General features: G+C 60.3%; 25 protein-coding genes, 1 tRNA gene and 1 pseudogene. 12 read left to right on the forward strand and 15 right to left on the reverse strand.

What is annotated here, in order from left to right; all coding sequences use genetic code 11:
• Nucleotides 1-60: 60 nt before the first annotated feature.
• The 4 genes and pseudogenes from PR017_RS00305 to truA all read left to right on the forward strand — a co-directional run bounded on the left by PR017_RS00305 (nt 61) and on the right by truA (nt 2,754).
• On the forward strand, nt 61-831 hold the full coding sequence (locus PR017_RS00305) for a hypothetical protein (protein ID WP_111216959.1): 771 nt from the start codon (nt 61-63) through the stop codon (nt 829-831).
• A 31-nt stretch (nt 832-862) separates the two neighbouring features.
• Nucleotides 863-991: pseudogene (locus tag PR017_RS28390) on the forward strand (type II toxin-antitoxin system VapC family toxin); the annotation flags it as partial.
• 21 nt (nt 992-1,012) lie between these two features.
• Nucleotides 1,013-1,951 (forward strand): methionyl-tRNA formyltransferase, encoded by a 939-nt coding sequence (gene fmt, locus PR017_RS00310; protein ID WP_111216500.1) that lies wholly within the window; start codon nt 1,013-1,015, stop codon nt 1,949-1,951.
• Entirely contained in the window at nt 1,951-2,754 is an 804-nt protein-coding gene (gene truA / locus PR017_RS00315; RefSeq protein WP_111216502.1) for a tRNA pseudouridine(38-40) synthase TruA, read from the forward strand. The genes fmt and truA overlap by 1 nt, the downstream gene beginning before the upstream one ends.
• A gap of 3 nt (nt 2,755-2,757) precedes the next feature.
• Here the strand turns inward: truA and PR017_RS00320 are convergent, their stop codons facing one another.
• The 3 genes from PR017_RS00320 to dapD form a co-directional block, all read right to left on the reverse strand.
• Nucleotides 2,758-3,360, reverse strand: a complete 603-nt coding sequence (locus PR017_RS00320) for a hypothetical protein (RefSeq protein ID WP_111216504.1) — start codon at nt 3,358-3,360, stop codon at nt 2,758-2,760.
• Nucleotides 3,347-4,540, reverse strand: coding sequence for a succinyl-diaminopimelate desuccinylase (gene dapE, locus PR017_RS00325; protein ID WP_111216506.1), 1,194 nt, complete (start codon nt 4,538-4,540; stop codon nt 3,347-3,349). The genes PR017_RS00320 and dapE overlap by 14 nt, the downstream gene beginning before the upstream one ends.
• A gap of 132 nt (nt 4,541-4,672) precedes the next feature.
• Nucleotides 4,673-5,530, reverse strand: coding sequence for a 2,3,4,5-tetrahydropyridine-2,6-dicarboxylate N-succinyltransferase (dapD, locus tag PR017_RS00330; protein WP_111216508.1), 858 nt, complete (start codon nt 5,528-5,530; stop codon nt 4,673-4,675).
• Nucleotides 5,531-5,750: 220 nt separating this feature from the next.
• Between dapD and PR017_RS00335 the strand changes: the two genes are divergently transcribed.
• Nucleotides 5,751-6,611 carry an LOG family protein gene (locus PR017_RS00335; RefSeq protein ID WP_111216960.1) on the forward strand — a complete coding sequence of 287 codons (861 nt, stop codon included), beginning with the start codon at nt 5,751-5,753 and terminating at the stop codon, nt 6,609-6,611.
• A gap of 321 nt (nt 6,612-6,932) precedes the next feature.
• Here the strand turns inward: PR017_RS00335 and PR017_RS00340 are convergent, their stop codons facing one another.
• The 4 genes from PR017_RS00340 to argB form a co-directional block, all read right to left on the reverse strand.
• Nucleotides 6,933-7,775, reverse strand: coding sequence for an aminoglycoside phosphotransferase family protein (locus PR017_RS00340; RefSeq protein WP_161959279.1), 843 nt, complete (start codon nt 7,773-7,775; stop codon nt 6,933-6,935).
• 204 nt (nt 7,776-7,979) lie between these two features.
• On the reverse strand, nt 7,980-8,591 hold the full coding sequence (locus PR017_RS00345; protein WP_111216512.1) for an EF-hand domain-containing protein: 612 nt from the start codon (nt 8,589-8,591) through the stop codon (nt 7,980-7,982).
• A 114-nt stretch (nt 8,592-8,705) separates the two neighbouring features.
• Nucleotides 8,706-9,410: a pyrimidine 5'-nucleotidase gene (locus PR017_RS00350; protein ID WP_111216962.1), complete on the reverse strand. Its 705-nt coding sequence runs from the start codon at nt 9,408-9,410 to the stop codon at nt 8,706-8,708.
• Between the two features lie 51 nt (nt 9,411-9,461).
• Nucleotides 9,462-10,349: an acetylglutamate kinase gene (gene argB / locus PR017_RS00355; RefSeq protein WP_111216514.1), complete on the reverse strand. Its 888-nt coding sequence runs from the start codon at nt 10,347-10,349 to the stop codon at nt 9,462-9,464.
• 185 nt (nt 10,350-10,534) lie between these two features.
• On the opposite strand from argB, the gene PR017_RS00360 reads away from it, so the two are divergent.
• The 3 genes from PR017_RS00360 to PR017_RS00370 all read left to right on the forward strand — a co-directional run bounded on the left by PR017_RS00360 (nt 10,535) and on the right by PR017_RS00370 (nt 12,559).
• Entirely contained in the window at nt 10,535-11,074 is a 540-nt protein-coding gene (locus PR017_RS00360; protein WP_111216516.1) for a sigma-70 family RNA polymerase sigma factor, read from the forward strand.
• Complete coding sequence (locus PR017_RS00365) at nt 11,071-11,793, forward strand: anti-sigma factor (RefSeq protein ID WP_111216518.1); 723 nt, start codon at nt 11,071-11,073, stop codon at nt 11,791-11,793. The genes PR017_RS00360 and PR017_RS00365 overlap by 4 nt, the downstream gene beginning before the upstream one ends.
• A 208-nt stretch (nt 11,794-12,001) precedes the next feature.
• Nucleotides 12,002-12,559, forward strand: coding sequence for a fasciclin domain-containing protein (locus PR017_RS00370; protein ID WP_111216520.1), 558 nt, complete (start codon nt 12,002-12,004; stop codon nt 12,557-12,559).
• Nucleotides 12,560-12,637: 78 nt separating this feature from the next.
• Here PR017_RS00370 and yihA read toward each other — a convergent pair whose 3' ends face one another.
• The 4 genes from yihA to rpmH form a co-directional block, all read right to left on the reverse strand.
• Nucleotides 12,638-13,297 carry a ribosome biogenesis GTP-binding protein YihA/YsxC gene (gene yihA / locus PR017_RS00375; protein WP_111216522.1) on the reverse strand — a complete coding sequence of 220 codons (660 nt, stop codon included), beginning with the start codon at nt 13,295-13,297 and terminating at the stop codon, nt 12,638-12,640.
• A gap of 128 nt (nt 13,298-13,425) precedes the next feature.
• Entirely contained in the window at nt 13,426-15,237 is a 1,812-nt protein-coding gene (yidC, locus tag PR017_RS00380; protein WP_111216524.1) for a membrane protein insertase YidC, read from the reverse strand.
• Nucleotides 15,237-15,629 (reverse strand): ribonuclease P protein component, encoded by a 393-nt coding sequence (rnpA, locus tag PR017_RS00385; RefSeq protein WP_111216526.1) that lies wholly within the window; start codon nt 15,627-15,629, stop codon nt 15,237-15,239. The genes yidC and rnpA overlap by 1 nt, the downstream gene beginning before the upstream one ends.
• 33 nt (nt 15,630-15,662) lie before the next feature.
• Complete coding sequence (gene rpmH, locus PR017_RS00390; protein ID WP_111216528.1) at nt 15,663-15,797, reverse strand: 50S ribosomal protein L34; 135 nt, start codon at nt 15,795-15,797, stop codon at nt 15,663-15,665.
• 446 nt (nt 15,798-16,243) lie between these two features.
• Between rpmH and PR017_RS00395 the strand changes: the two genes are divergently transcribed.
• The 4 genes from PR017_RS00395 (at nt 16,244) to PR017_RS00410 (ending at nt 20,679) form a co-directional block, all read left to right on the forward strand.
• Nucleotides 16,244-18,256, forward strand: a complete 2,013-nt coding sequence (locus PR017_RS00395) for a methyl-accepting chemotaxis protein (protein WP_111216530.1) — start codon at nt 16,244-16,246, stop codon at nt 18,254-18,256.
• 208 nt (nt 18,257-18,464) lie between these two features.
• Nucleotides 18,465-19,934 carry a sensor histidine kinase gene (locus PR017_RS00400; protein WP_240538848.1) on the forward strand — a complete coding sequence of 490 codons (1,470 nt, stop codon included), beginning with the start codon at nt 18,465-18,467 and terminating at the stop codon, nt 19,932-19,934.
• Nucleotides 19,935-20,056: 122 nt separating this feature from the next.
• Nucleotides 20,057-20,133 (forward strand) — tRNA-Arg (locus PR017_RS00405).
• Nucleotides 20,134-20,388: 255 nt separating this feature from the next.
• Complete coding sequence (locus PR017_RS00410) at nt 20,389-20,679, forward strand: hypothetical protein (RefSeq protein WP_111216534.1); 291 nt, start codon at nt 20,389-20,391, stop codon at nt 20,677-20,679.
• Between the two features lie 140 nt (nt 20,680-20,819).
• Here PR017_RS00410 and PR017_RS00415 read toward each other — a convergent pair whose 3' ends face one another.
• The 4 genes from PR017_RS00415 to PR017_RS00430 all read right to left on the reverse strand — a co-directional run bounded on the left by PR017_RS00415 (nt 20,820) and on the right by PR017_RS00430 (nt 23,817).
• The gene (locus PR017_RS00415; RefSeq protein ID WP_111216535.1) at nt 20,820-21,338 is read right to left on the reverse strand and encodes a DUF992 domain-containing protein; all 519 of its coding nucleotides are present in this window, start codon (nt 21,336-21,338) and stop codon (nt 20,820-20,822) included.
• Nucleotides 21,339-21,644: 306 nt separating this feature from the next.
• On the reverse strand, nt 21,645-22,352 hold the full coding sequence (locus PR017_RS00420) for a hypothetical protein (RefSeq protein WP_111216536.1): 708 nt from the start codon (nt 22,350-22,352) through the stop codon (nt 21,645-21,647).
• A gap of 214 nt (nt 22,353-22,566) precedes the next feature.
• Nucleotides 22,567-22,899 carry a chaperone modulator CbpM gene (locus PR017_RS00425; protein ID WP_111216538.1) on the reverse strand — a complete coding sequence of 111 codons (333 nt, stop codon included), beginning with the start codon at nt 22,897-22,899 and terminating at the stop codon, nt 22,567-22,569.
• Nucleotides 22,900-22,902: 3 nt separating this feature from the next.
• Entirely contained in the window at nt 22,903-23,817 is a 915-nt protein-coding gene (locus tag PR017_RS00430; protein ID WP_111216540.1) for a DnaJ C-terminal domain-containing protein, read from the reverse strand.
• Nucleotides 23,818-23,884 lie beyond the last annotated feature (67 nt).

Genomic DNA, 23,884 nt, shown 5'->3' on the forward strand with positions numbered 1-23,884 from the left:
CAATCTCATTTCGTGAGATGTTCAGAACAGGTTTTGGACGTATCGAGCAGAGACTTCGTCATGGTGAGCATTTCGTCTCTGAACAACTACCTGATGGATACGACACGCTCGGACTTGGAAAAAGCCCGTATCTGCGCCGCCAACAATGCCGACCTCTATCAGGCAATGTTCCGTTCCCACGGACTGGCCGACCAGCGAACCACGGCATTCTGGTCCAGCGATGCGGTCGCGCCGCCGTATTATTCCAACATGACAACACTTGAGCCTAATCTAACCGAGGAGCAGCTGTCTGAAATCGCTCGGCTGACGGAAAAGCTGGGAAGACGACCCGGCTTGAAAGATGGCTTTTCCAGGCTCGATCTGGTGAGCAGCGGGTTCAAGATGTTGTTTTCCGCGTCATGGATTTGGGCTGAACCCCACGACATGCCGACGGATACACCTCATGGCTGGGGACGTATACACGACCGCGCAGCGCTGGCTCGCTGGGAGCAATCCTGGAAAGAGTCCGGTAGCCCGACTGATGCCAATGTCTTCACACCCGCACTGCTTCTGGATCCCGACATCCACATCTATGGCCGATTGGCCGGCGATGGCTTTGATGCCGGATGCATCGTGAACCAATCTCGGAAGGCTGTCGGCGTCTCCAACATCTTCAGCCTGAATGGTACGCCAGATGCATTCCGGGACGCAATTTCACTGGCAGCGACAGCTTTTTCACGCAATGCGCCGCTGGTTGGATATGACAGCGGCGATGCGCTGGATGAAATGATGAAGCTTGGCTTTAGGGCGGTCGGCGAACTCAGAGTTTGGTTGCCCGACGAGAACTCCTAAGCGGCGTCGATCGGAGGGTAAAGTGCCGGTCCCTCCATCGAGCCAGAACGCGATGATCACGGGATGATGCCTCTCGCACGGTGCGACATCGGCGACGCGCAATACAAAAGACTTCGAGGGGCTTGATCTCGCGCCGATAAAGCCGTTTGAAGGCGGTTAAATCGCAACGACGGACGATCGCATGTCTCTCAGCATCATCTTCATGGGAACACCGGCCTTTTCGGTGCCAACGCTCCGCACCCTGGTCGACGCCGGCCATCGCATCGTCGCGGTCTACACGCAGCCGCCGCGCGCCGGCGGCAGGCGCGGGCTGGAACTGCAGAAGTCGCCCGTTCACCAAGCCGCCGAACTTCTGGGCCTGCCCGTCTACACGCCGGTCAATTTCAAGGACCCCGAAGAGCGCAAGCGCTTCATCGACCTCAAGGCAGATGTCGCCGTTGTCGTTGCCTATGGGCTGCTGCTTCCGCAGGCCATCCTCGATGGTACGGCGCTCGGCTGCTACAACGGCCATGCCTCGCTGCTGCCGCGCTGGCGCGGGGCGGCGCCGATCCAGCGGGCGATCATGGCAGGCGACACCAAGACCGGCATGATGGTGATGAAGATGGACAAGGGCCTCGATACCGGCCCGGTGGCGCTCACCCGCGAGGTCGAGATTTCAGAGACGATGACCGCGGGCGAACTGCACGACAGGCTGAGCCAGGTCGGAGCCAAGGCGATGGGCGAGGCCATGGTCCGGCTGGAAATGAACGATCTGCCGCTGGCGCCGCAGCCAGCCGAGGGCGCGATCTATGCCGCCAAGATCGACAAGGCCGAGACACGGATCGACTTCGGCAAATCCGCGGCCGATGTGCACAACCACATTCGCGCCCTGTCGCCGACGCCCGGCGCCTGGTTCGAGATGGAGATCTCGGGCAAGCCGGAGCGCATCAAGGTGCTGACATCCGAGATGGTGGCAGGCGGCGAGGGCGTTGCCGGCACGGTGATGTCCGACGATCTCACCATCGCCTGCGAGACCGGCGCGGTGCGGCTGACGCGGTTGCAGAAGGCTGGCGGCAAGCCGCTGGCCGCCGTCGATTTCCTGCGCGGCACGCCGCTCCCTCATGGCACGAGGCTTGCCTGATGCCGCGATACCGCATGACTGTCGAATATGACGGCACGCCCTATGTCGGCTGGCAGAAGCAGGACAACGGCCATTCCGTGCAGTCGGCCATCGAGAACGCGATCCTGGCGCTGACAGGCGAGGCTGTTCTGGTGCGCGGCGCAGGCCGCACCGATTCCGGCGTGCATGCGATGGGGCAGGTGGTCCACGCCGACCTGTCGAAGACATGGCCGCCGCATACTCTGCGCAATGCCCTGAACGCCTATCTCGGCAAGGCCCGCGAGCGTGTCTCGATCATCGATGCCGCCGAGGTCGATGAACGCTTCGACGCGCGCTTTTCCGCCCATCGCCGCCATTATCTCTATCGCATCATTAGCCGCAAGGCGCCGCTGGCGCTGGAGGCGAAGCGCGCCTGGTGGGTATCTAAGGATCTCGACCATGTTCCGATGCATGCGGCAGCCCAGACGCTGATCGGCTATCACGACTTCACCACCTTCCGCTCGATCCATTGCCAGGCCAACAGCCCGCTGCGCACGCTTGACCGGCTGGATGTCACCCGCAACGGCGATCTGATCGAAATCCGCGCCACGGCGCAGAGCTTTCTGCACAATCAGATCCGCTCCTTTGCGGGGACGTTGAAGATGGTTGGCGAGGGAAAATGGTCGGTCGAGGATGTCCGCGCTGCACTCGAGGCGCGCGACCGCAAGGCCTGTGGCCCGGTGGCGCCGCCTGAGGGGCTATATTTCGTGCAGGTGGACTATCCCGCAGATCCCGATGCCCGCCGCATTCGTCAGAGCGAGCAGCCGCGCCCGGCACGGGAATAGGCGTCAGGAACCGGGCGGATAGATGCCGAGGAAATGCTGCAGGAAATCTGTCAGCAGCATCGGTGGAACCATCATCATCAGCGTCATCGCCGCGACGAACAGCGGATGCGGACCGCAGATCATCCGAAGGATACGGGCAAGCGCGAAGATCAGCGCCATCATCAGCACCAGCCAGAGGATGGCAGTGAGGCCGGCCGATCCTGGCACGAAGGCGATGAGCGCGATCAGCAGCGCGTTCAGGTAGGCGAGCGGCAGGCCCAGCCAGTTCATGGCAACGACGACAGGCTGGAATTTTTCGCCACTCCTGAAAAGCAGCAGCAGCAAGCCCGCCATGACCGGCGGTACCAGCCAGTTTGCGGCCTCCACTAACCCGAGGCGAAAGAAGAAGGCAGGCCCGGTGGCGCTGCCCGGCGGCATGGCCGACAGATAGGTCTGCTGCCACCAAAGCCAGGAAATTCCGATCGGCGGCAGGCACCAGAGGACGGCCCAGAAAGACCGTGTCAGGCCCCGATCCGAGATGTCGAGGTAGTTGAAACCGCGCGCGTCGTTGCGCACCAGCAGCCAGAGCCCGGCCAGATAGTACTGGACTTCCCTATACGTCGGCATTCTGGAACCAGCGTTCGAGGAATGTCTCGTAGATTGCCGTCAGCGTTTCGAGATCGGCTACCGCAACGCGCTCGTCGACCATGTGCATGGTTTGGCCGACGAGGCCGAATTCTACGACCGGACAATAGTCCTTGATGAAACGCGCATCCGACGTGCCGCCGGTCGTGGACAGTCTGGGCGCCTGCCCGGTCACCGTCTCCACAGCTGACGAAAGCGAGGCGATCAACTCGTTGTTGCGGGTGAGGAACACATGGCTCGGCCGCTCTGCCCAGGTGATCTCGTAGGATGCCGGCGGACGACCCGGGCGCAGCGTCTGGTCGGCTGACGCGCGGTCGAGCCGTGCGACGATCTCGGCCTTCAGCGTGTCTGCCGTCCATGTGTCGTTGAAGCGAATATTGAAGCTCGCCGTCGCCTTCGCCGGAATGACGTTGGTTGCCCCGTTGCCGACGTCGAGCGTCGTCACTTCGAGGTTGGATGGCTGGAAATTGTCAGTGCCCGCGTCGAATTGCGGATGCATCAGCGCCTGCGTCAGGGCGAGAATGCTGCGTACCGGATTGTCGGCAAGGTCAGGATAGGCCGCGTGGCCCTGGACGCCGTTGACTGTGATCCTGCCCGACAGCGAACCGCGCCGGCCGATCTTGATCATGTCGCCGAGCCTGTCGGGATTGGTCGGTTCGCCCACCAGGCAGGCGTCCCATGTCTCGCCCCTGTCGGCAGCCCATTTGAGCAGCTTGGTGGTACCGTTGATCGCCGGCCCTTCCTCGTCGCCGGTAATCAGAAACGAGATCGAGCCCTTTGGCGCGCCGTGCCGGGCGATATAGCGGGCAACCGCAGCAGCAAAGCAGGCGATACCCCCTTTCATATCGACGGCGCCGCGCCCGAACATCTGGCCATCGGCGATTTCGGCGGCGAAGGGCGGATGGCTCCAGCTTGCTTCGTCGCCAACAGGCACGACGTCGGTATGGCCGGCAAACATCAAATGCGGCCCTTCATGGCCGAGCCGGGCATAGAGATTGTCGATGTCGGGCGCGCCCGGTTCGCTGGCGGTCATCCGCTCGACGACGAAGCCGAGCGGCAGCAGCATGTCGGTCAGTGCCGAAAGGGCACCGGCGTCGGCGGGTGTTACCGACGGGCAGCGGATCAGGGTCTGGAGATTGGCGACGGGATCGGTGGTGTTCATGACAACGATGTATCCGGCGGGAAATGGCAAAGCGATGGCAAAGGGCGGGGCAGCGAGAAATAGTCAGGCTCAAAATGGAGCTTTTGCTGTCCAGGACGCTCCCGTTGCCGGGAGCGCCTATTCAATTGACGATCAATCGCGCAAAAGTTCGTTGATACCGGTCTTCGAGCGCGTCTGCGCATCGACGCGCTTGACGATGACGGCGCAGTAGAGGCCGGGACCGGGCTGGCCGTTTGCCATCGGCTTGGCTGCCGGCAGCGATCCGGCCACGACGACGGAGTAGGGGGGCACTTCGCCATAGGTGATATCGCCGGTGGCGCGATCGACAATCTTCGTCGACTTGCCGATGAATACGCCCATGCCGAGCACGGATCCCTCGCGGACGATGCAGCCCTCGACCACTTCAGAGCGGGCGCCGATGAAGCAGTTGTCCTCGATGATCGTCGGACCGGCCTGCATGGGCTCCAGCACGCCGCCAATGCCGACGCCGCCGGAAAGATGGACATGTTTGCCGATCTGGGCGCAGGAGCCGACCGTCGCCCAGGCGTCAACCATGGTGCCTTCGCCGACATAGGCGCCGAGATTGACAAAGGACGGCATCAGGATGGCATTTGGGGCGATATAGGCCGAACGCCGTACGACGCAGTTCGGTACGGCGCGGATGCCTGCTTCGCGGAAGCGGTTTTCTCCCCAGCCTTCGAACTTCGAGGGGACCTTGTCCCACCAGGTCGCACCGCCGGCACCGCCCTCTATGAGCGTCATGTCGTTGAGGCGGAAGGATAGCAGCACCGCCTTCTTCAGCCACTGGTTGACTGTCCAGACGCCATCGGCACCGCGTTCCGCAACACGCACCTTGCCACCGTCGAGCAGGGTCAGCGCCGTGTCGACCGCATCGCGGATTTCGCCTGACGTCGAGAGGTTGACGCTGTCGCGCGCGTCGAACGCCGCTTCGATGGTCTTTTCAAGCGAGGCAAGATCGGTGGCGCTCATGACAATTCCTTGAACATCTGTGGATTTCGTCCCGGCCGGTGGATCATTCGCAGATGTGATCGCTCGGCCGGTGATCTGCTCTACAACAGCCGTCCCGGAAATGGAATGATCTTTCCTGCCGCATTGCATCTGGATCGGGCGCCCGATCGCGGCCTATCTGGAGATGCGGAGGCTGCGCCGATTCGGGCTGTGGTCCCATCGGCTTATGGAAGGCAAGACAATGGCTAAAGGCAGGAACGGCAAGCTGCGGCGCAAGGACGGCGTCTGGGATCCGCTGAAGACCAGCGGCGCCGACAAGACCCGCGCCGAAGCCATTCCGAAGACCCCGCAGTCGCTGTCGCCATCCTACAGGCTTGCCTATGCCGACGAGGATTTCCTCTGCCGCGAGGAATTACGGCCGGTCCGGCTGCAACTGGAGCTGATGAAGACAGAAATGGAGCTCACCGAGCGCGGCATCAAGTCGACTGTGGTGATGTTCGGAGGCGCCCGCATCCCGGCGCCCGGCCAGAGCGCCTGGGCCGCGCGCAACGATGTCCAGCGCGCCAATTTAGAGGCTGCGTCTGTCTACTACGAGGAGGCCCGCAAGTTCGCCAGGCTATGCGCCCGGTATTCGGCAGTCTCAGGTTTTCACGAATATGTCGTCGTCACCGGCGGCGGCCCGGGTGTCATGGAAGCGGGAAACCGCGGCGCGTCGGAGGAGGGCGCGCCATCGATCGGCCTCAACATCGTCCTGCCGCACGAACAGGCACCGAACCCCTATGTCACCCCGGAGCTCAGCTTCAATTTTCACTACTTTGCGATCCGGAAGATGCATTTCATGCTGCGTGCCAAGGCCATCGCCGTCTTTCCCGGCGGTTTCGGCACGCTCGACGAATTTTTCGAATGCCTGACCCTGATCCAGACCGGCCGCATGGCCCGCCTGCCGCTGATCCTGTTCGGTGAAGCCTTCTGGCGCAAGATCATCAATTTCGACGCACTTGCCGAGTTTGGCACGATTGCCCCCGACGACGTCAACCTGATCAGCTTCGTCGATACAGCCGAAGCCGCATGGAAGATTGTCAGCGATTTTTATGAGCATTGAGGAAGGTAAGGGAGACATCGCAATGAATTCAATTTGTCCGCCGATCACCGCATAGGCTTCAAGGGGCAGGAGGTTGGCAAACGGGGGTGGAAAAAAGACAGGTAAAGTTCTTTGACGCATAACGACATGAGCATCTAACAGGGACGGTATGTGTGGACTGCTTGACTTAAAGTTATGCGGCTCTGAAGGCTTTAATGGCGTATCGCGTCATCTGCTTCGGTAGTGGATTTTCTCTCTGGCAATGGGGGCCCCATCAAAGAACACGTCTTTCGAGCAGGCGGGCTTTTGGAGGCTACGGAGTGGCATGCAATCGTTGCCCTACTAGAGCAAAAGCCCTAGCCTTGCGAGTGTATGTCGTGACTGCTGGCACAGAGGCTTATTATCGCGATCGCGATAGTAGCTGAGAGCGATCACCGCTCCATAGAGAGCCCAGCCTTTGGCGCGACGCCATTCACTGTCATCGAGCTCCAGCACCTCTCGGAATAGTTGGCAAGCCGAGGGATCCACCCAGGACCAGGCTGACGCGTAGTCCGCCGCAGGATCGCCAATTGCTGACAAACCCCAGTCGATAACGGCGGACAGCCTACCCTCCTTCGTAAGCAGATTGTCGGCCTTGAGATCGCCGTGCAGCCATAGGGGAGAAGGGTGGCACCTTTCGGCGGTTGCGGAAGTCCACATGTCCAATGCCGCCACCGTATCGATTTCGTCGGACAGCATCTCGATGGCCGGAGCCGTGATGCCAGTCATCTCCGCAAGAGGGACGCCGCGCCTGTTGTTCAGCGTTCCCGCGCGGGGAGCGCCTTCGGTTGCTTTCAGTTGGAGCGCTCTGAGGAAGCCTGCCAGAGCCATGGCGGCCTCACGGGTATCGCTGACATTCTCAGGCGTTGCGGCCTTGCCGTCGATCCAGTCGTAGATGCCAAATTCATAGCCGGCTCCAACGCCTCGGTAACGTACCGTCGGGATCTCAAGGGGGAGGTTGGCAAGGTGCGGTAGCCAGTCCAGTTCCTGGCAAAGCAGCGCTACAGCGGCTTGCCTGATCGGGATCCTGAGAACGAGTTCGTCACCAAGGCGAAAAAGTGCGTTGTCCGTGCCGGATGAGTGAACGCGGGTAATGGGCAAGTCGGCCCACTGTGGCACCTGATCCGACAGCAGTTTACGGATCACGGTCTGGTCGATCGCAAAATCTGGAATATCAAAGAACACATTATACGACGGTTTCTGTGAAACCGGAATGACGCGGGAGAACGACGACGAACGTACGGCGGCCGATCGTTGCACGGTTGTCGTAGCTCAAACCTCTACAAAAAAGCCCGCCATCGCAAGACTGCGAGGCGGGCTTTCGTTTGTCCTGGGAGGACGTTTCGTTCCTTACAGGAGCGGCATCTTCGGCATGTCGTCGAGCGCGATGAAGCCGTCGTGGTTGCGGTCCATGCGGTCGAAGAGCTTCGCCATGGCGGCTTCGGCTTCAGCCTTGCTGATCTGGCCGTTCTGGTCGGTGTCGATGCGTTTGAACAACATCTCGCCCATCATGCCGCCGCGCATGCCCTTGCCATGGCGACCTTCGCCGCGTGGGCCGTCCTTGCTGTCACGCGGAGGCTTGCCGCCTTCGTCATCGTTCATCGCCTCGTCGGGCTTTGCCTTGTCCTTGTTGTCTTCCATCATCTTCTTGCGCTCTTCCCACATCGCCTTCATCTGGGTCTCGCGGTACTCGCGGTATTCACCGGGGGTGATGGAGCCATCCTTGTTGGTGTCGATGGCATCGAACAGCTTGTCGGCGCCGGCTGTCGCTTCGTCCTTGGAGATCTTCATGTCGCCGTTGGTGTCGAACTGCTGCAACATGCGCACGAAGATGACTTCAGGGGGAACACGCGCGCCGTGGCGTCCACCCATGTGATGGCCGTTGGCTGCAAAAGTTGCCGCCGCGCCGCCAAGGAGGAGGGTCGCGGACATTGCCGTAATGAGAATTTTCTTCCCGATCATTGGGTGTTTCCTTTGGTTGCCGTGGTAACAATTCAAAGGTAGGGCGGCGAACCCGAAACACCCAATTAAACATCGGTAAGATGGATGAAACTTTTGTAATTAAAGCAGTTTTCGTCAGACGAGTGCCGACAGGAATGCTGTCAGATCGTCCGTGATGTAGTCGATATGCTGGTCGTCGTCGCTGTGGCGCTCCCACCACTCGGTGAAACTGCCTTCGACATTCTGCGGCACCAACAGCACGGTCTTCATGCCCAGTGCCTTCGGCACAGTCAGGTTGCGCGGCAGGTCTTCGAACATGGCAGCGTTCTGCGTGTCGATCTTGTGCAGGCTGGCAAATTTGTCATAGGTGCCGGCAGCCGGTTTCGGCAGATAGTCGGCCGCGACGATATCGAAGATGTCGTCGAAATGGTCGAGGATGCCAAGCGCTCCGGCGGTATCCTGCGCATGCTTGACGCTGCCGTTCGTGAAGATGAACTTTCTACCAGGCAGCGCCTTGATGGCGGCGGCAAGCGCCGGCTGCGGCGTAAGCCCGGTGTAGTCGATCGCGTGCGCCTTTTCGAGAAAGTCGTCGGGATTGACGCCGTGATGCAGCATCAGCCCCTGCAGCGTCGTGCCGTGCTCAAGGTAATACTGCTTCTGCAGCTTGCGGGCCGAAGTCCTGTCCGTCTGCAGGAGATCCGCGACATAGCTCGTCATGTTGACATCGACCTGAGAAAACAGGTCGACATTGTGCGGGTAGAGCGTGTTGTCGAGATCGAATACCCAATCACGGATATCAGCGAAATCGGCGGCAGCGGGCATGTTTCTTGGCTGTGTCATGGCCGTCCTTATGCCACGCACAAGCCTGCCGGCAAACCGCATTTATCGTGATCAGGGAATGATCAGCGTGCCGGCGCCATGTTCCGTGAAGATTTCGAGCAGCACCGAATGGGCGGTCTTGCCATTGAGGATGACGACACCCTGGACGCCGGCCTGGATCGCCTCGATGCAGGTCTCCACCTTGGGGATCATGCCGCCGGAAATCGTACCGTCCTTGATCAAAGCCTGGGCCTGGGCCACCGTCAGTTCCTTGATCAGTTCCTTGTTCTTGTCCAGCACGCCTGGAACGTCGGTCAGGAACAGCAGGCGCGTCGCATTCAGCGCGCCGGCGATAGCGCCGGCAAATGTATCCGCGTTGATGTTATACGTGGCGCCATCGCGACCGGGGGCGACCGGGGCGATGACCGGGATCATCTCCGACTTGGCGAGCAGGTCGAGCAGCGTCCGGTCAACCTCTACGACCTCGCCGACGAAGCCCAGATCCAGCACCCGCTCGATATGGGAGTCCGGATCGATAATGGTCTTTTTGGCCTTTTCGGCAAACACCATGTTGCCGTCCTTGCCGCAAAGGCCGATTGCCCATTCGCCGGTCTGGTTGATGAGAGCGACGATTTCCTTGTTGATCGAGCCGGCGAGCACCATTTCGACGATCTCGACCGTTTTCCGGTCGGTCACGCGCAGCCCGCCTTCGAATTTCGATTCGATGCCCATCTTCGTCAGCATCGCACCGATCTGCGGGCCGCCGCCGTGCACGACGATCGGGTTGACGCCGGACTGCTTGAGAAGGGCGATATCAGCGGCAAACGCCTTGCCGAGTTCCGCATCGCCCATGGCATGGCCGCCATATTTCACCACGATCGTCTTGTTTTCGTAGCGCTGCATGAACGGCAGGGCTTTAGCCAGCAGGCGTGCCTGCAGTTCGTTTTCGGATTCGGCCATGACATACCCCGCTGAAATTGTTCGCGGGGTTTTATCTCAAGTTTTTGACAGAGGGAATAACGTCGCGGCGATAAGTTTTGATCGCGAAATCCATCGTAAGGACGATGCCTGAAGTGTTATTCGTCTTGCCCGGCCGCTCAAAGATCCTAATATGACGGTATTCGGAACGGGAGCGGGGATCATGGATGGCCACTGACGATATAGCCACCCTCGTCAGCCGCGTTGCAATGCGTGACCAGAGTGCGTTTTCCGAACTTTATAAGAAGACAAGCCCGAAACTATTTGCCGTATGTTTGCGTATCCTGAAGAACAGGACAGATGCGGAGGAAGTTCTTCAGGAAGTCTTCGTCCGGATATGGCAACGTGCAGATCGTTTCGTCGCGTCGGAGAACCCGGCAATGGGATGGTTGACGTCGATTGCCCGCAACCGATCAATCGACGCCATCCGGGCTCGCAAGCCCGTGGCGGACGAGATCGACGCGGTGTATGATCTGGCTGACAACGAGCCCGATCCAGAGACGCAGGCTGTCATCAAGGGCGAGGGCAGGCGCATCGATCTCTGCATGGAAACCCTGGAGGACGGCCGTGCTCAGGCAGTTCGAAGTGCCTACGTCGAGGGACTGAGCTATCAGGAACTCGCCGATCAATATGCAGTGCCTTTGAATACCATGCGCACATGGCTGCGCCGAAGCCTGATCAAACTGAGAGAGTGCATGGACCGATGAGTTCACCCGATCAAAGCAAGGGAGGCCGCTCCCGCGACGAGGTACTGGCCGGCGAATACGTGCTGGGTGTTCTGTCGCTGGAAGACCGGCAGAAGGTCGAGACGCGCATGCGCAGCGATCGCCCCTTCGCGGCGATCGTCAACCGCTGGGAGCAGAACCTTTCGTCCTTCAACGACGAATACGAGGCGATCCTGCCTCCGGCATCGGTGTTTCCAAAGGTTGAAAAACGGATTTTCGGCGAACGCTCCAAGCGCCGCGGCGGCGTCTGGAACTCGCTCCCGGTCTGGCGCGGGCTGACGCTCGCCTCGCTCGTGCTGGCTGCCGGTGCGATTTTCTACGATGCAAACGGTGGTCTGAAGGTCGGGTCCGGCTCCAGACCGATGGTGGCCGACCTCGCGGTCCCCGCCAGCGTCAACGGTGCTCTCAATCTGGTTGCCAGCTACGACACATCGAACGGACGATTGAAGATAACGCCGGTCGCAGCTGCGCAGGCCGAAAAGAAATCGTTGGAGCTGTGGCTGATAGTTGGAAGCGACCCCGCCAAGGCGCTGGGCGTTTTGCCGCAAAGCGGCGAGGGCGAAATCGCTGTTCCGGCCAACATGCGCGGCCAGTTTGGCGAAGGCGCCACCATCGCCATCAGCGTCGAGCCCTTCGGCGGTTCGCCATCCGGCGCGCCGACCGGACCTGTTATCGCTGCGGGTAAAACCCGAAGCCTTTAGCTATCTTGCAGATTGCCGACACCATCCGCCGCGAACCCCCACATTCGCGGCGTTTTCATGGTTTTAGGTTTTGTTGGCATTCGTTAAAAATCCGCAATCGGCTTGAAACTGTTTCCAGGAGCGCTCCGTACTACCAGTGTCCCCGGCAGATAGGGCACAAGCCCAGGTGAGTTGGATCGGGGATATAAGAGGAAGAGGAATCAGGACCATGATGAAGACAACGCTTCGCATCGCCGCTCTGGCTGTCGCACTGTCCGCTGCCACTGGCGCAGCTTACGCCAAGGACCCTATGGTCGGCGGCGCAAAGATGTACGCCTCGAAGAACATCATCGAAAACGCCGTCAACTCGAAAGACCACACGACGCTTGTTGCCGCTGTAAAGGCTGCAGGCCTCGTAGAAACGCTGGAAGGCAAAGGCCCTTTCACCGTATTTGCCCCGACCAATGAAGCATTTGCAAAACTCCCGGCCGGCACGGTCGAAACCCTGCTGAAGCCTGAAAACAAGGCCAAGCTCGTCAAGATCCTCACCTGCCACGTCGTCTCCGGCGACATCATGGCATCCGCTGTCAAGAAGATGGTCAAGGACGCCGGTGGCGAATACGACATCAAGACTGTCGGCGGCTGCGTGATCAAGGCCATGACAAAGGGCAGCAAGGTTACGCTGACCGACGAAGCCGGCGGCACCGCCCATGTCACCATCGCCGACGTCAAGCAGTCCAACGGCGAAATCCACGTCATCGACGCAGTTCTGCTGCCGAAGATGTAATCAACACCGACTTCGAAGGGCCGTCGCTCCGGTAATTCACCGCGCGGCGGCCTTTTTGCGTTCAGTCACATCAGATGATCAGGCGCCGTAGCCGACGGTCTCGATGATCGCCTGGCGTAGGTCGTCCATGCCCTCGTTCTCTTCGGAAGAGGTCGGTATGATGCCTGGGAAGCAGGCCGGGCGCTTGCGGGTCATCTCGGCGGCCTCCGCAACCACCCGCGGCACGCCGGCGTCCTTGATCTTGTCCGTCTTGGTAAGGACGATCTGGTAGGAAACGGCAGCCTTGTCGAGCAGAGCCATGACGTCTTCGTCGTTCTTCTTGATGCCATGGCGGGAATCGATCAGCACGTAGACGCGCTTCAGCGTCGCCCGGCCGCGCAGGTAGTCGAACACCAGCCTCGTCCAGGCATCGACATTGTCCTTGGGTGCCTTCGCATAGCCGTAGCCAGGCATGTCCACAAGCGCCATTGGCGGCAGGTCGCCGGCTTCCCCGGAATAGCCGTCGGGCACGAAATAATTGAGTTCCTGGGTCCGCCCCGGCGTGTTCGATGTCCGGGCTAGCCCGTGGTGGCCGACGAGTGCATTGATCAGCGACGACTTGCCGACATTCGAGCGTCCGGCAAAGGCAATCTCCGGCGGCCCTTCCGGCGGCAGGAACTTCATCGACGGCACGCCGCGAATGAAGATCCAGGGGCGGCCGAACAACGGCTTTTCGGTGGGTACGGGTTCTTCGGCCATGGCTCGCAATCGTTTGTTGATGGTTTGGCTTCACGGTTTTGGCAGCCGATGTCAAGACTTGCCGCTCTTGGGAAAAAGGCCCCCGCGTTGAAAAAGAAAACCCCGGACAGAGCCGGGGTTTTTCAAGGCTATTTGGTTTCCGCCGGTTTCTTCCGCTTGAACAATCCGCGCATATTGTCGAACAGTTCCACCTTGGCGCCATGGCGGCGCATGATGATCGCCTGCTGGATGACCGACAGGGTGTTGTTCCAGGCCCAGTAGATCACCAGGCCGGCCGGGAAGCTCGACAGCATGAACATGAATACCAGCGGCATCCAGTTGAAGATCATCGCCTGCGTCGGATCGGGCGGCGTCGGGTTCATGCGCATCTGCAGGAACATGGTGACGCCCATGATCATCGGCCAGACGCCGAGATGCAAGATGGTCGGGGCCTCGAACGGCAGCAGGCCGAACAGGTTGACGATAGACGTCGGATCGGGTGCCGAAAGGTCGCGGATCCAGCCGAAGAACGGCGCATGCCGCATCTCGATGGTGATGTAGATGACCTTGTAGAGCGAGAAGAAGATCGGAATCTGCAGGGCAATCGGCCAGCAGCCGGCGACCGGGTTGATCTTCTCTTCCTTGTAGAGCTTCATCGTGGCCTGCTGCAGGCCCATCTTGTCGTCGCCGAATTTCTCCTTCAGTTCAGCCATGCGGGGCTGCATCTTCTTCATGTTGGCCATCGACGCATATTGCTTGCTGGCCAGCGGGAAGAACAGGAGCTTTACGACGATGGTCGTGCAGAGGATGGCGACGCCGAAGTTGCCGAAGTAGCGGAAGAAGAAGTCCATCAGCTTGAACATTGGCTTGGTCAGGAAGTAGAACCAGCCCCAGTCGATCAGGCGGTCGAAGCGCGGGATCGAATAGCTCTCCTCGTAGCGGTCGATGACCGGAACTTCCTTGGCGCCGGCAAAGACGAGGTTCTTGAGGTCGACGGACTGTCCGGCAGCGATGCTGATGGCGTCCTGCTTGTAGTCAGCCTGGTAGCGCGGCTGGCCATCGGTAAAATGCGAGAAGCGGGCATCGTAAGGGGTCGTCTGCGGCGGCACGATGGTGGCTGCCCAGTACTTGTCGGTAAAGCCGAGCCAGCCGGTTGTTGCCTTTGCCGGGGTCGTCGGTTCCTTGTCGACAGCCGTGTACTTGGTTTCCAGCAGGCCGTCGTCGCCGATGACGCCGATGAAGCCTTCGTGCAGCACGTAGGCAGACGGCGTTGTAGGCAGGCTGTAGCGGATGACGCGACCGTAGCTGGCGACCGAAACCGGCTCCTGGCTGGCATTGGTGATCTTGTCGGCAACCGTGAACATGTAGTGGTCGTCGACGGAGATCGTCCGCGCGAAAGTCAGGCCCTTGTCATTGGTGTAGGTGAGAGTCACCGGGGTCTTGTCGGTGAGCTTTGCACCCTCGGGGGCCGTCCAGACGGTCGAAGGGCCGGGAACGGCGCCGGTCTTGTCGTCACCGATGTAGCCGAGTTCGGCGAAGTAGCCGTCCTTTGTTTCGGCCGGGCTGAACAGCGTGATGATCGGGCTCATGTTGTCGACCGTCTCATGGTACGACTTTAGACGAAGGTCATCCAGGCGACCGCCGGCCAGATTGATCGAGCCGAGCAGCGATGTGGTCTCGATGGCGACACGCGGTGTTTTACCCAGCGCCTGCTGCAGCGTCATGGTGCCGACGGCGGCCTGGCCGGAAACGGGGGCGCCAGCGGTGGTGTTGGTGCCGGGGGTCGGTGCGGCTGTGGTGCCGTTCGGCTGAACCTGCTGCGTCGTCTGCTGCTGCGCCTTCAGGGCCGCATCGGCCTTGCGCTGCGCTTCGATGCGCGGGTTCATATAGAAGAACTGCCACCCGAGGACGATCACCACCGACAGGGCGATCGCGATGAAGTAATTGCGGTTCTTTTCCATCATTCTTTCCTGGAGCGGTCCGGTTGCGACCGGCGGTGTTTCGGCATGGCTTCAAAGCGGGCTGACAACTCCCGGGCCAGCGCTTCGAAGGGCGCAGTCAATACATCGCGGCGCGCGACAACCACATAGTCGTGTCCCGGCTGCATTGCAAACCCGGCCTTCAGCCGTACCGCTTCTTTCAGGCGGCGGCGCATGCGGTTGCGTTCGACGGCATTGCCATGTTTTTTGGTGACGGTGAAACCGACGCGTGGCGGCTCATCGGGCAAGGCGCGATCGAGCGCCTCGACCAGAAAGAAATTGCCTCGCCGTTTCTCTCCCACGCGCACGGCAAGAAACTGCGGCCGGCTTTTCAGCCGCCCGACAGTTTTGGTATTGGGTCGTTTATTCGTCATTCGCCCGCCATCGCGACAGGGCCTATTCGGCGATTAAGCCGAAAGACGCTTGCGACCGCGGCCACGCCGGGCGATGATGACCTTACGGCCGCCCTTTGTTGCCATACGAGCACGAAAACCGTGGCGACGAGCGCGAACGAGCTTCGATGGTTGGTAGGTACGCTTCATTTATTTTAACACCGCGGAGTGCGGCCCTTCTTGGGTTTGCATAGTGCAAGGAGCGTTGTTGGACGCACGGAAGTAGCCCGCTAGGCAGGCTCCGAAACCGGACGTGCGGCGGCTTATAGGGATGAAGGCCGGAAAAGTCAATTATCGGGCTCGGGATTCGCAAGTTGCAGCAACGCATGCCGCCAGTGTCGATTTCGCGCGCACTCCATACTTTGGAGGCGCCCCGGATTTTCCGCCAATGCTGCACACGCGAAGAGCTGACATAATCAGTTCGGCGTGAAGCTGATGTATAATGCCTTCACTTACCAATTGACGCCAATAGAAGAGAGTTTATCCCCTATTTTATATTTCAATATAGGAAAGGCAACCTTAACGATTGGCCTCGATAATACAAAATGAATGGGCTCTCCTGTTTTTGAAGCCCATATATTTGGGGGGGTATTTAGTTGAAAATCCGTGGCAAGATCAATTTGCTCGTTGCTGTCATGGCAGGCGCAGCAATGCTTATAGGCGCGACCGCGCTGTTTGCCATAAACCAGTATGACAGCCAATTGCAGATATATGAACGCGCATCCACCCGCGCTTATCTCGGTGAACGCCTCAACCGTTATGTCACCGCGGTCGTCATGGAAAGTCGCGGCATCTACGGCGCCCCCGATATCAAATCCGCCAAGGGCTTTGCCGACGGACTGACTGCCGATCTCGTCGAAATCGACAAGATCATCGCCAAGTGGGCGCCGCTGGTGCCCGAAGGCCAGAAGGCCGATTTCGCCAAGCTGCTCGACAAGTCCAAGGAGTTCAATGGGTTCCGCACCGAGACCGTTCGGTTGCTTTTAACGGAGGGGCCGCCTGCAGCCAACAAGCAAGGCAATAACGAAGACAATCGCGCCAATCGCAAGGCCTTTCAGGCCGACATCGACGCCGTCGTGAAGGCCGACACGCAGGAACTGACGGCTGTCCGTGCGGACATCGATTCGTTCGGCGACATGATTTTCTGGGTGGTGCTCGCAGCCACCGGCCTTGGTATCGTAAGCGGCATCGGCTTTGGGCTCTATATCGGCACAAACCATCTGACCCGCCCGATCAACAAGGTCACCGATACCATCAAGCAGGTTGCAGGTGGCGATTTCAACGTCGACGTTCCCTATGTCGGTCGCGGCGATGAGATCGGCGACATGGCAGCCGCCGTGGAGGTGTTCAAGCAGAGCGGCCTTGCGGTCCAGCGTATGCATTCCGACGAGGCAGTGCTGCGCGCCAAGAGCGACGATCTGCAGTCGGGCATGTCGCATGTGGTGGCCTCGGCTGCTGCCGGGGATTTCAGCCGCCGGATCGAAAAGACCTACAACGACGAAAATCTCGATCGCTTCGCCGGCAATGTCAACGAGCTTGTCGCCAGCGTCGATGCCGGGATCACGGAGACCCGACGCGTCATCGCCGAACTCGCTGCCGGCGACCTGACGCAGACCATGCGCGGTACCTATCAGGGTGCATTTGCCGAACTGCAGCAAAACGTCAACGCGACCCTGTCGACACTGCAGGACACCATGCGCGAGGTTCGCGACACGACGGGTTCGATCCATGGCAATGCCAACGAACTGCGCGTTGCCGGCGACGATCTTGCCAAGCGCACCGAGCAACAGGCCGCAGCCCTCGAGGAAACTTCGGCTGCGCTCGACGAGATCACTGCCGTGGTGCAGAACTCGACCACCCGCGCCCAGGAGGCCAGCGTCATGGCTACCGAAGCCAAGGACAACACCGCCAGGTCCGGCATTGTCGTGCGCAATGCAGTCGATGCGATGGGCCGCATCGAGCAGGCATCGCGCGAAATCAGCCAGATCATCAATGTCATCGATGAGATTGCCTTCCAGACCAACCTGCTGGCGCTCAATGCAGGGGTGGAAGCTGCTCGGGCAGGCGAGGCTGGCAAAGGCTTTGCCGTCGTCGCCCAGGAAGTGCGCGAACTGGCCCAGCGCTCTGCAAAGGCAGCCAAGGATATCAAGGGGCTGATCACCAAATCGGGCAGCGAGGTCCAGGCTGGCGTCAAATTGGTTCAGGAGACCGGTGAGGCGCTCGGTGATATCGAAACCCGCGTGCTTGCAATCAACGACCATATCCATTCGATCGCCACCTCGGCGCGCGAACAGGCAACCGGTCTTGCCGAGGTCAACACTGCCGTCAACCAGATGGACCAGGTGACGCAGCAGAATGCCGCCATGGTCGAGGAGACGTCGGCGGCCACTCACAAGCTCACCGCCGAAGCCGATAGCCTCGTGCGGCTCGTTGCTGGCTTCAAGGTCACCGGCGCTCGCAATATTGCTCCGGCCGTTGCGCGTCGGGACACGCGCCGCCCGGCAGCCTCGCCGCCTCGCCAGATGGCTGTATCAGGTTCCCGCATCATGTCCGGAGGACGCGGCGGTGCGGCGGCCCAGCCCGCTTCTCAGGAATGGGAAGAATTCTGATCGCACGCAGGCTTTGACCTTCCAGGCGTGGCACCCCGTGCCGCGCCTTTTTTCGTAGGTTCGCCAGCATCATAAGGGCGGCACTACGATGGCGCATTGAAGACACCGGCAAAAACTCTTATCGTAGGATCTAATTGACCAAGGCAATCTGCATTGCCGCTGAATGGGATGGCCGGAAATGAAATTTCCGCTGGGTACCAAAGCCGGCATGGGTACCAGGATGTGTGCGTCGAGGCCGACCGGACTTTTCGGCGGCCTGTCCGGCAAGCTTCTATCGCTGACAGTCGTTTTCGTCATGGTCGCGGAAATTCTGATCTTCGTGCCTTCCGTCGCCTACATGCGGCTGCGCTGGCTGCAGGACCGCCTGAGCACGGCTGCGGCGGCTGCCATAGTCATCGACGGCCTGCAGCCGGTCGAGCTGCCGCGTTCGCTGCAGAAGGAAACCCTGATGGCGACCGGCACCCGGGCCATCATCTTGCGCAAGGACGGCACCTCGCGATTGCTTGCCACCGCCGATATGCCGACATCGGTCGACGACCAGTTCGACCTGACCGACGTCTCGCTGCCGACGGCTGTCCACGATGCGCTGAATACGCTGCTGTTCGGCGGCGAGCAGATCATGCGCGTCTACGGCCCGGTCGGGGAAACGAAAATGGGCGTCGAGGTCGTGCTCAAGGACGCCAGCCTCCGCAAGGCCATGCTGCGTTATTCGACAAACGTCCTGTTGATTTCGCTGCTGCTTTCTTTTTTCACCGCAACCCTGATCTTCTTTGCCATCAACCGGATCATGATCAAGCCGATCCGCAAGCTGACTGACAGCATGCAGTCCTACTCCGACGATCCTGAAGATCCGGCGCGGGTTCTGGTGCCGGACGACGGGCGCGACGAACTCGCCGTTGCCGGCCGCCATCTGGCAACGATGCAGGCGCAGCTGCAGAAGACCCTGAAGCAGCAGAAGAACCTTGCGGCTCTCGGCCTTGCTGTCTCCAAGATCAACCACGACATGCGCAATATCCTCGCCTCCGCCCAGCTCATGTCCGACCGGCTTGCTGATATCGACGATCCCATGGTCAAGCGGTTCGCGCCGAAGCTGCTGCGCACGATCGACCGCGCCGTCGGCTATACCAACGAGGTGCTGTCTTATGGCCAGGCATCCGAATCGGCGCCCCGCCGCCGTCGCCTGAAGCTCCACGACCTCACGGCCGAGGTAAGGGACATCATGGCGATCGATCCCGAAAGCGGCATTGAATTCGTCGAGGTGGTGTCCCACGAGCTGGAGGTGGATGCCGACAGCGAGCAACTCTTCCGCGTTATCCACAATCTCTGCCGCAATGCCCACCAGGCACTCATCGCCTATGGCGAGCAGCAGCCGCAGAGCGTTCGCCGTATCACTGTCGCGGCCCACAGGATCGGCAGCGTCGTCGGCATCACCATCGACGACACCGGTCCGGGCATGGCTCCGAAGGCGCGGGAAAACCTGTTCACGGCGTTCCGTGGCTCGGCCCGCTCCGGTGGCACCGGCCTCGGCCTGACCATCGCCCGCGAACTGGTGCTTGCCCATGGCGGCACCATCGCGCTTGTCGAAAAGCCGTCCGCCGGGACCCAATTCCGCATCGAGATCCCGGACCGTCCGATCTCGCTCGACGCCTATCGCGGCCGCAGCGCCACCGAAACCTGAAGAGGTCCGGCGCTTTCCACAGTCGCCAACCGAAAAACAGCAGATTTTCGAGAAATCCGCTTGCTTTCACTCTGCGGACGTTTTAGAGGATCGCCACGCAAGCGGCTCAGCCACTTGCTTCCGCACCCGTAGCTCAGCTGGATAGAGCACCAGACTACGAATCTGGGGGTCGGGCGTTCGAATCGCTCCGGGTGCGCCATTTTTTCCTAATTTTTGTGTATGCAAGTGTCGTGACAGAAGCAACGTAAGATCAATATTTGATCGCCAGGCTCGTGAAGCTCCGTTGTCCCTTGCACCTCTACGCAGGCGACACAACCGAAAATGAATTGCCTCTATCTTCCGAACCATCGTGAAAGCTAGCTCCGGTTGAGCTACTTTCAGGGCTGTAATGCACTTGATCCCGGAGGACGAGAATATTTTTCGTAAGCTGATGACTTGCTGAAAGTTTCTTGCGATGCCTGCACTCGCGCTCGCCGATCCCTCGGAAACGTTCGACGTGACGGGCAGCTGCGATGGGAGCGCTTACTCCGGGACCGTAAAGGTCAGCCGCACCGGCAGTACCTATGATGTTCAATGCACCATCGCCGGTGAGAAATTCGTCGGCGCCGGGATCGGCGCGAAGTTTACCGGCGCCCGGTTTGAGATGGGGCCGGCATCGTCGGACGACACGGCAATTTCGGTCGGATATGCATCGAAGAACAACTTCGGCATCGCCAGGTATTTCGAGCAGCCCGATGGAACCTGACAGGGCGTCTGGACCTTGGTGGCGCTAAAAAGGTCAACATGGAGACCTGGACACGTCGGTAGCGCTAACGATTGCTACGGCGACCATAAAAAAACGCCCGTGCTGCGACTGCAGCACGGGCGTTTTTCGGCATTGAGGAATTAGCTGGCGGAAGCGAGCGTCATCGATGTGCCGGTGGCAGCGATGTTGAGGCCAAGCTGGCCGGTCACGCTGATTGTCTGCAGGTGAATTGCCCCTGTCGTACCGCCGAACAGCACGTTGGCGCCGACGCCAGCACCGACCGTTGCTTCAGCAGTGGCACCCTGGTAGAGGCCGGCAAGTGCGCCGTGGTGATAGCCTGCGGTCGGTGCAAAAACAGCCCAGACAAGACGGCTGCGTGTGGTGAAGCCGAGGTCGACACCGAACTTGCGGATGGCGCCGGTGTAGTGATCGACGCGGCCGCTGCCGTTCGCAGATGTGTAGGTGCAATCGACGCTCTTGGCCGAACCTAAAACGTAGCCGACGCCGCCAGCGATATCGCAGGTCAGGTAGCCGATCTTGACGCCATTGCTGTTGTCCTGGTCTTCATAGTTGGTGACCATGTCGGCAGCAGACGCAGCTGGAGCCACGGCGAAGGTCAGCGATGCGGCGGCGAGCGCCATTGCAATTGTCTTTTTCATTTTTCTCTCCTGTTTATCGTCGTATCGGCGCCAAACGCCGGGTAGTCCTTAATGAATATCGCGACTGCTAACGGATGAGCCGCACGCAGGTTCCCGATCATAACGATGAAGCCGGTGTGTTCGCCAAAAATTGATTAACGGTCCCATAAGCCCAGGATCAGCGTTCATCCTTCATTAGGACATTTCGAAGGCGGACGTGTTGTCGGCTCGAAATATTGCTGCCAGCAATTTTACCAAGCAAGCGACGCCCTGGAATTTGATGTCCCGCCGGGTCTGCGTCAGGCGGGCGGCCGGAAAGAGCGGCCGTCAGGCGGTAGCAGCGTCTGTCGCGGGAGTGCTTAGGCTGGAAGTGCTGTTGGCGCCTGGCCAGCTCAGATAGTAAAACTGCGTGCCGACCTGGCCGAAATAGGCGGCGTTGCCGGTGGTTTTGTCAATGAAGCTGTTGTCGGCGGCGCGGCTGAGCGTGCCGTCGCCGTTGCGCTGCAGATGCGCCTTAAGATAGTCGTTCCAGTCGCTGGTCGGGATGGCTTTGGCGCTATTGGCTGTCCCGGTCGTGTCAGAGCTATTGCTGGTTTTCGATGTTGGATCCCAGGCAGCGATCGATACTCCGTGTGTCGGATCGGAAACGCTGAGGGTGCCGGCGCTGAGCGCATCCAGCATCGCCTTTGCCTGTTTTGCGCCGTCGCTGGTGCCGGCTGCGGTCGCCGTCAGGTTCTGCTTCAGCAGTGCCATGAACGAGGTCGTGGTGATGTCGGTGCTCGCCGTGTTCGAGTTGTCTGTCGAGGATGTCGTCGCAGTTTCGTCGGACTGGCTGTTCGACAGGCTGTTGAGCATGCTGGCAAGCGATGCCTGAGCCGATGACGGCAAGCTCGAGACATTTTTTCCGACGCTCGATCCGTCGAGCAGCGAACTGTCGGACGTGCCGCTGCTGTCGCTGCTGGTATCTCCGGAGGTCAAAACCTTGAGGGCCAGTTGGGCGGCGATCAGTCGCGTGGAGGAGAGGGCGGTAACCATTTGACGGGGCCTTCCTGGGCGATGCCAGCCCGACCGTTTGCGTGCTCGGCCTGGCGTGTGAACGCTACCGCTTGCAAGGAGGTCGTTGCGAAAGAGCCACTGTGTGGCACCCCCGGATGACCGTCGCAGCGCCGGCAGCGCGACTGTCCCAAGGCTAGGCGAAAGGGCTTGCCCGGAGCTTGCCCGTCAACCGGCACCGGTTTTGGGCCTCAACTCAGCTGTTGTGAAAATCTCTCTTCTGCTCGATCTCGGCGATGAGGCGCTGCTGCACCTCGTCGCCTTGCGCCTTGATGCCGTCGACCAGGTCGCGAAGCGTGCCGCGCAGGCCATGTACCTGGTCGACGAGTTCCATCACCACATCGACACCGGCCTCGTTGAGGCCCATCGTCTCGATCAGGTCGAGTATCAGCCTGCCGCGCGCGACATCGGCGTCGCGGAAGGCTCTTCCCCGTTCGGTGGCATCGGGCACCAACCACCCCTGCTCGATCCACACTTCAAGAACCGAGACTTCGATACGCAACGACTGGCGGAATTCACGATCGTCCATGGTTCAGCCTCCCATGCTGGCTCTGGGTTCGTGTTTCTCCCCGGCTGCCCAGTCATTCACGAAGGCCGTAAGTTCGGCATCCGGTGTCTCGGGCAGCACGATCTTCAATGTGACATAGGCGTCGCCATGTTCGCCGCCACGCTTGGGAACGCCTTTTCCTTTCAGGCGCATCACTTTGCCCGTATTCGAGTTCGGGGCGAGCGTGATGGCGACGGCGCCCGATGGCGTCGGTACGCGTACCTTGCCGCCCAGCACCGCCTCACGCAGGCTGATCGGCATGTCGAAGCGGATGTCGTCTCCGTCCCGCACATAAAATTTATGCGGCCGGACCTTGATGTCGATCATGGCGTCGCCGGCCGGCGCACCGTTCACGCCCGGATCGCCCTTGCCGCGCAATCGCAGCGTCTGGCCATCGGCGGTGCCCGGCGGGATCTGCACGTCAAGCGAGGGGCCGTTCGGCAATTTGACCTGAGTCTTGGTGCCGTTGACGGCGTCGAGAAAGTCGACCTCCATCGAAAAGCGTCTATCCTGGCCCTTCATTTGCTGGGCTCCCTGCCCACGGCGCGAAAAGAAACTGGAGAAGATATCGTCGGCACCGCCAAAGTCGGCGAAACCGCCGCTGTTCTGGTAAGGCCCGCCGCGTCCCTCGTTCGAGGCATAGTCGCGGTAATATTGACGCTGCTGGGCTTTTTCGCCGCCGCCGGCATCTATTTCTCCGCGATCGAAGCGCGCCCGCTGTTCCTCGTCGCCGAGGATCGCATAGGCGGCCGAAACCTCCTTGAATTTTTCTTCTGCCTGCTTGTTGCCCGGATTGAGGTCCGGATGAAGCTTCTTGGCGAGCTTGCGGTAGGCGCTCTGGATGTCCTTCTGCGCTGCGTCCCGCTTGACGCCGAGAAGCTGGTAGGGATCACCACTCATGGATTTCTCCGTCTCGTAAAGAATTTAGCCCGGCAGAAACTGCCTCGTCGGCGCGTTTCCCCGGTCT

The sequence above is a fragment of the Rhizobium tumorigenes genome (assembly GCF_003240565.2).
Lineage (GTDB): Bacteria > Pseudomonadota > Alphaproteobacteria > Rhizobiales > Rhizobiaceae > Rhizobium > Rhizobium tumorigenes.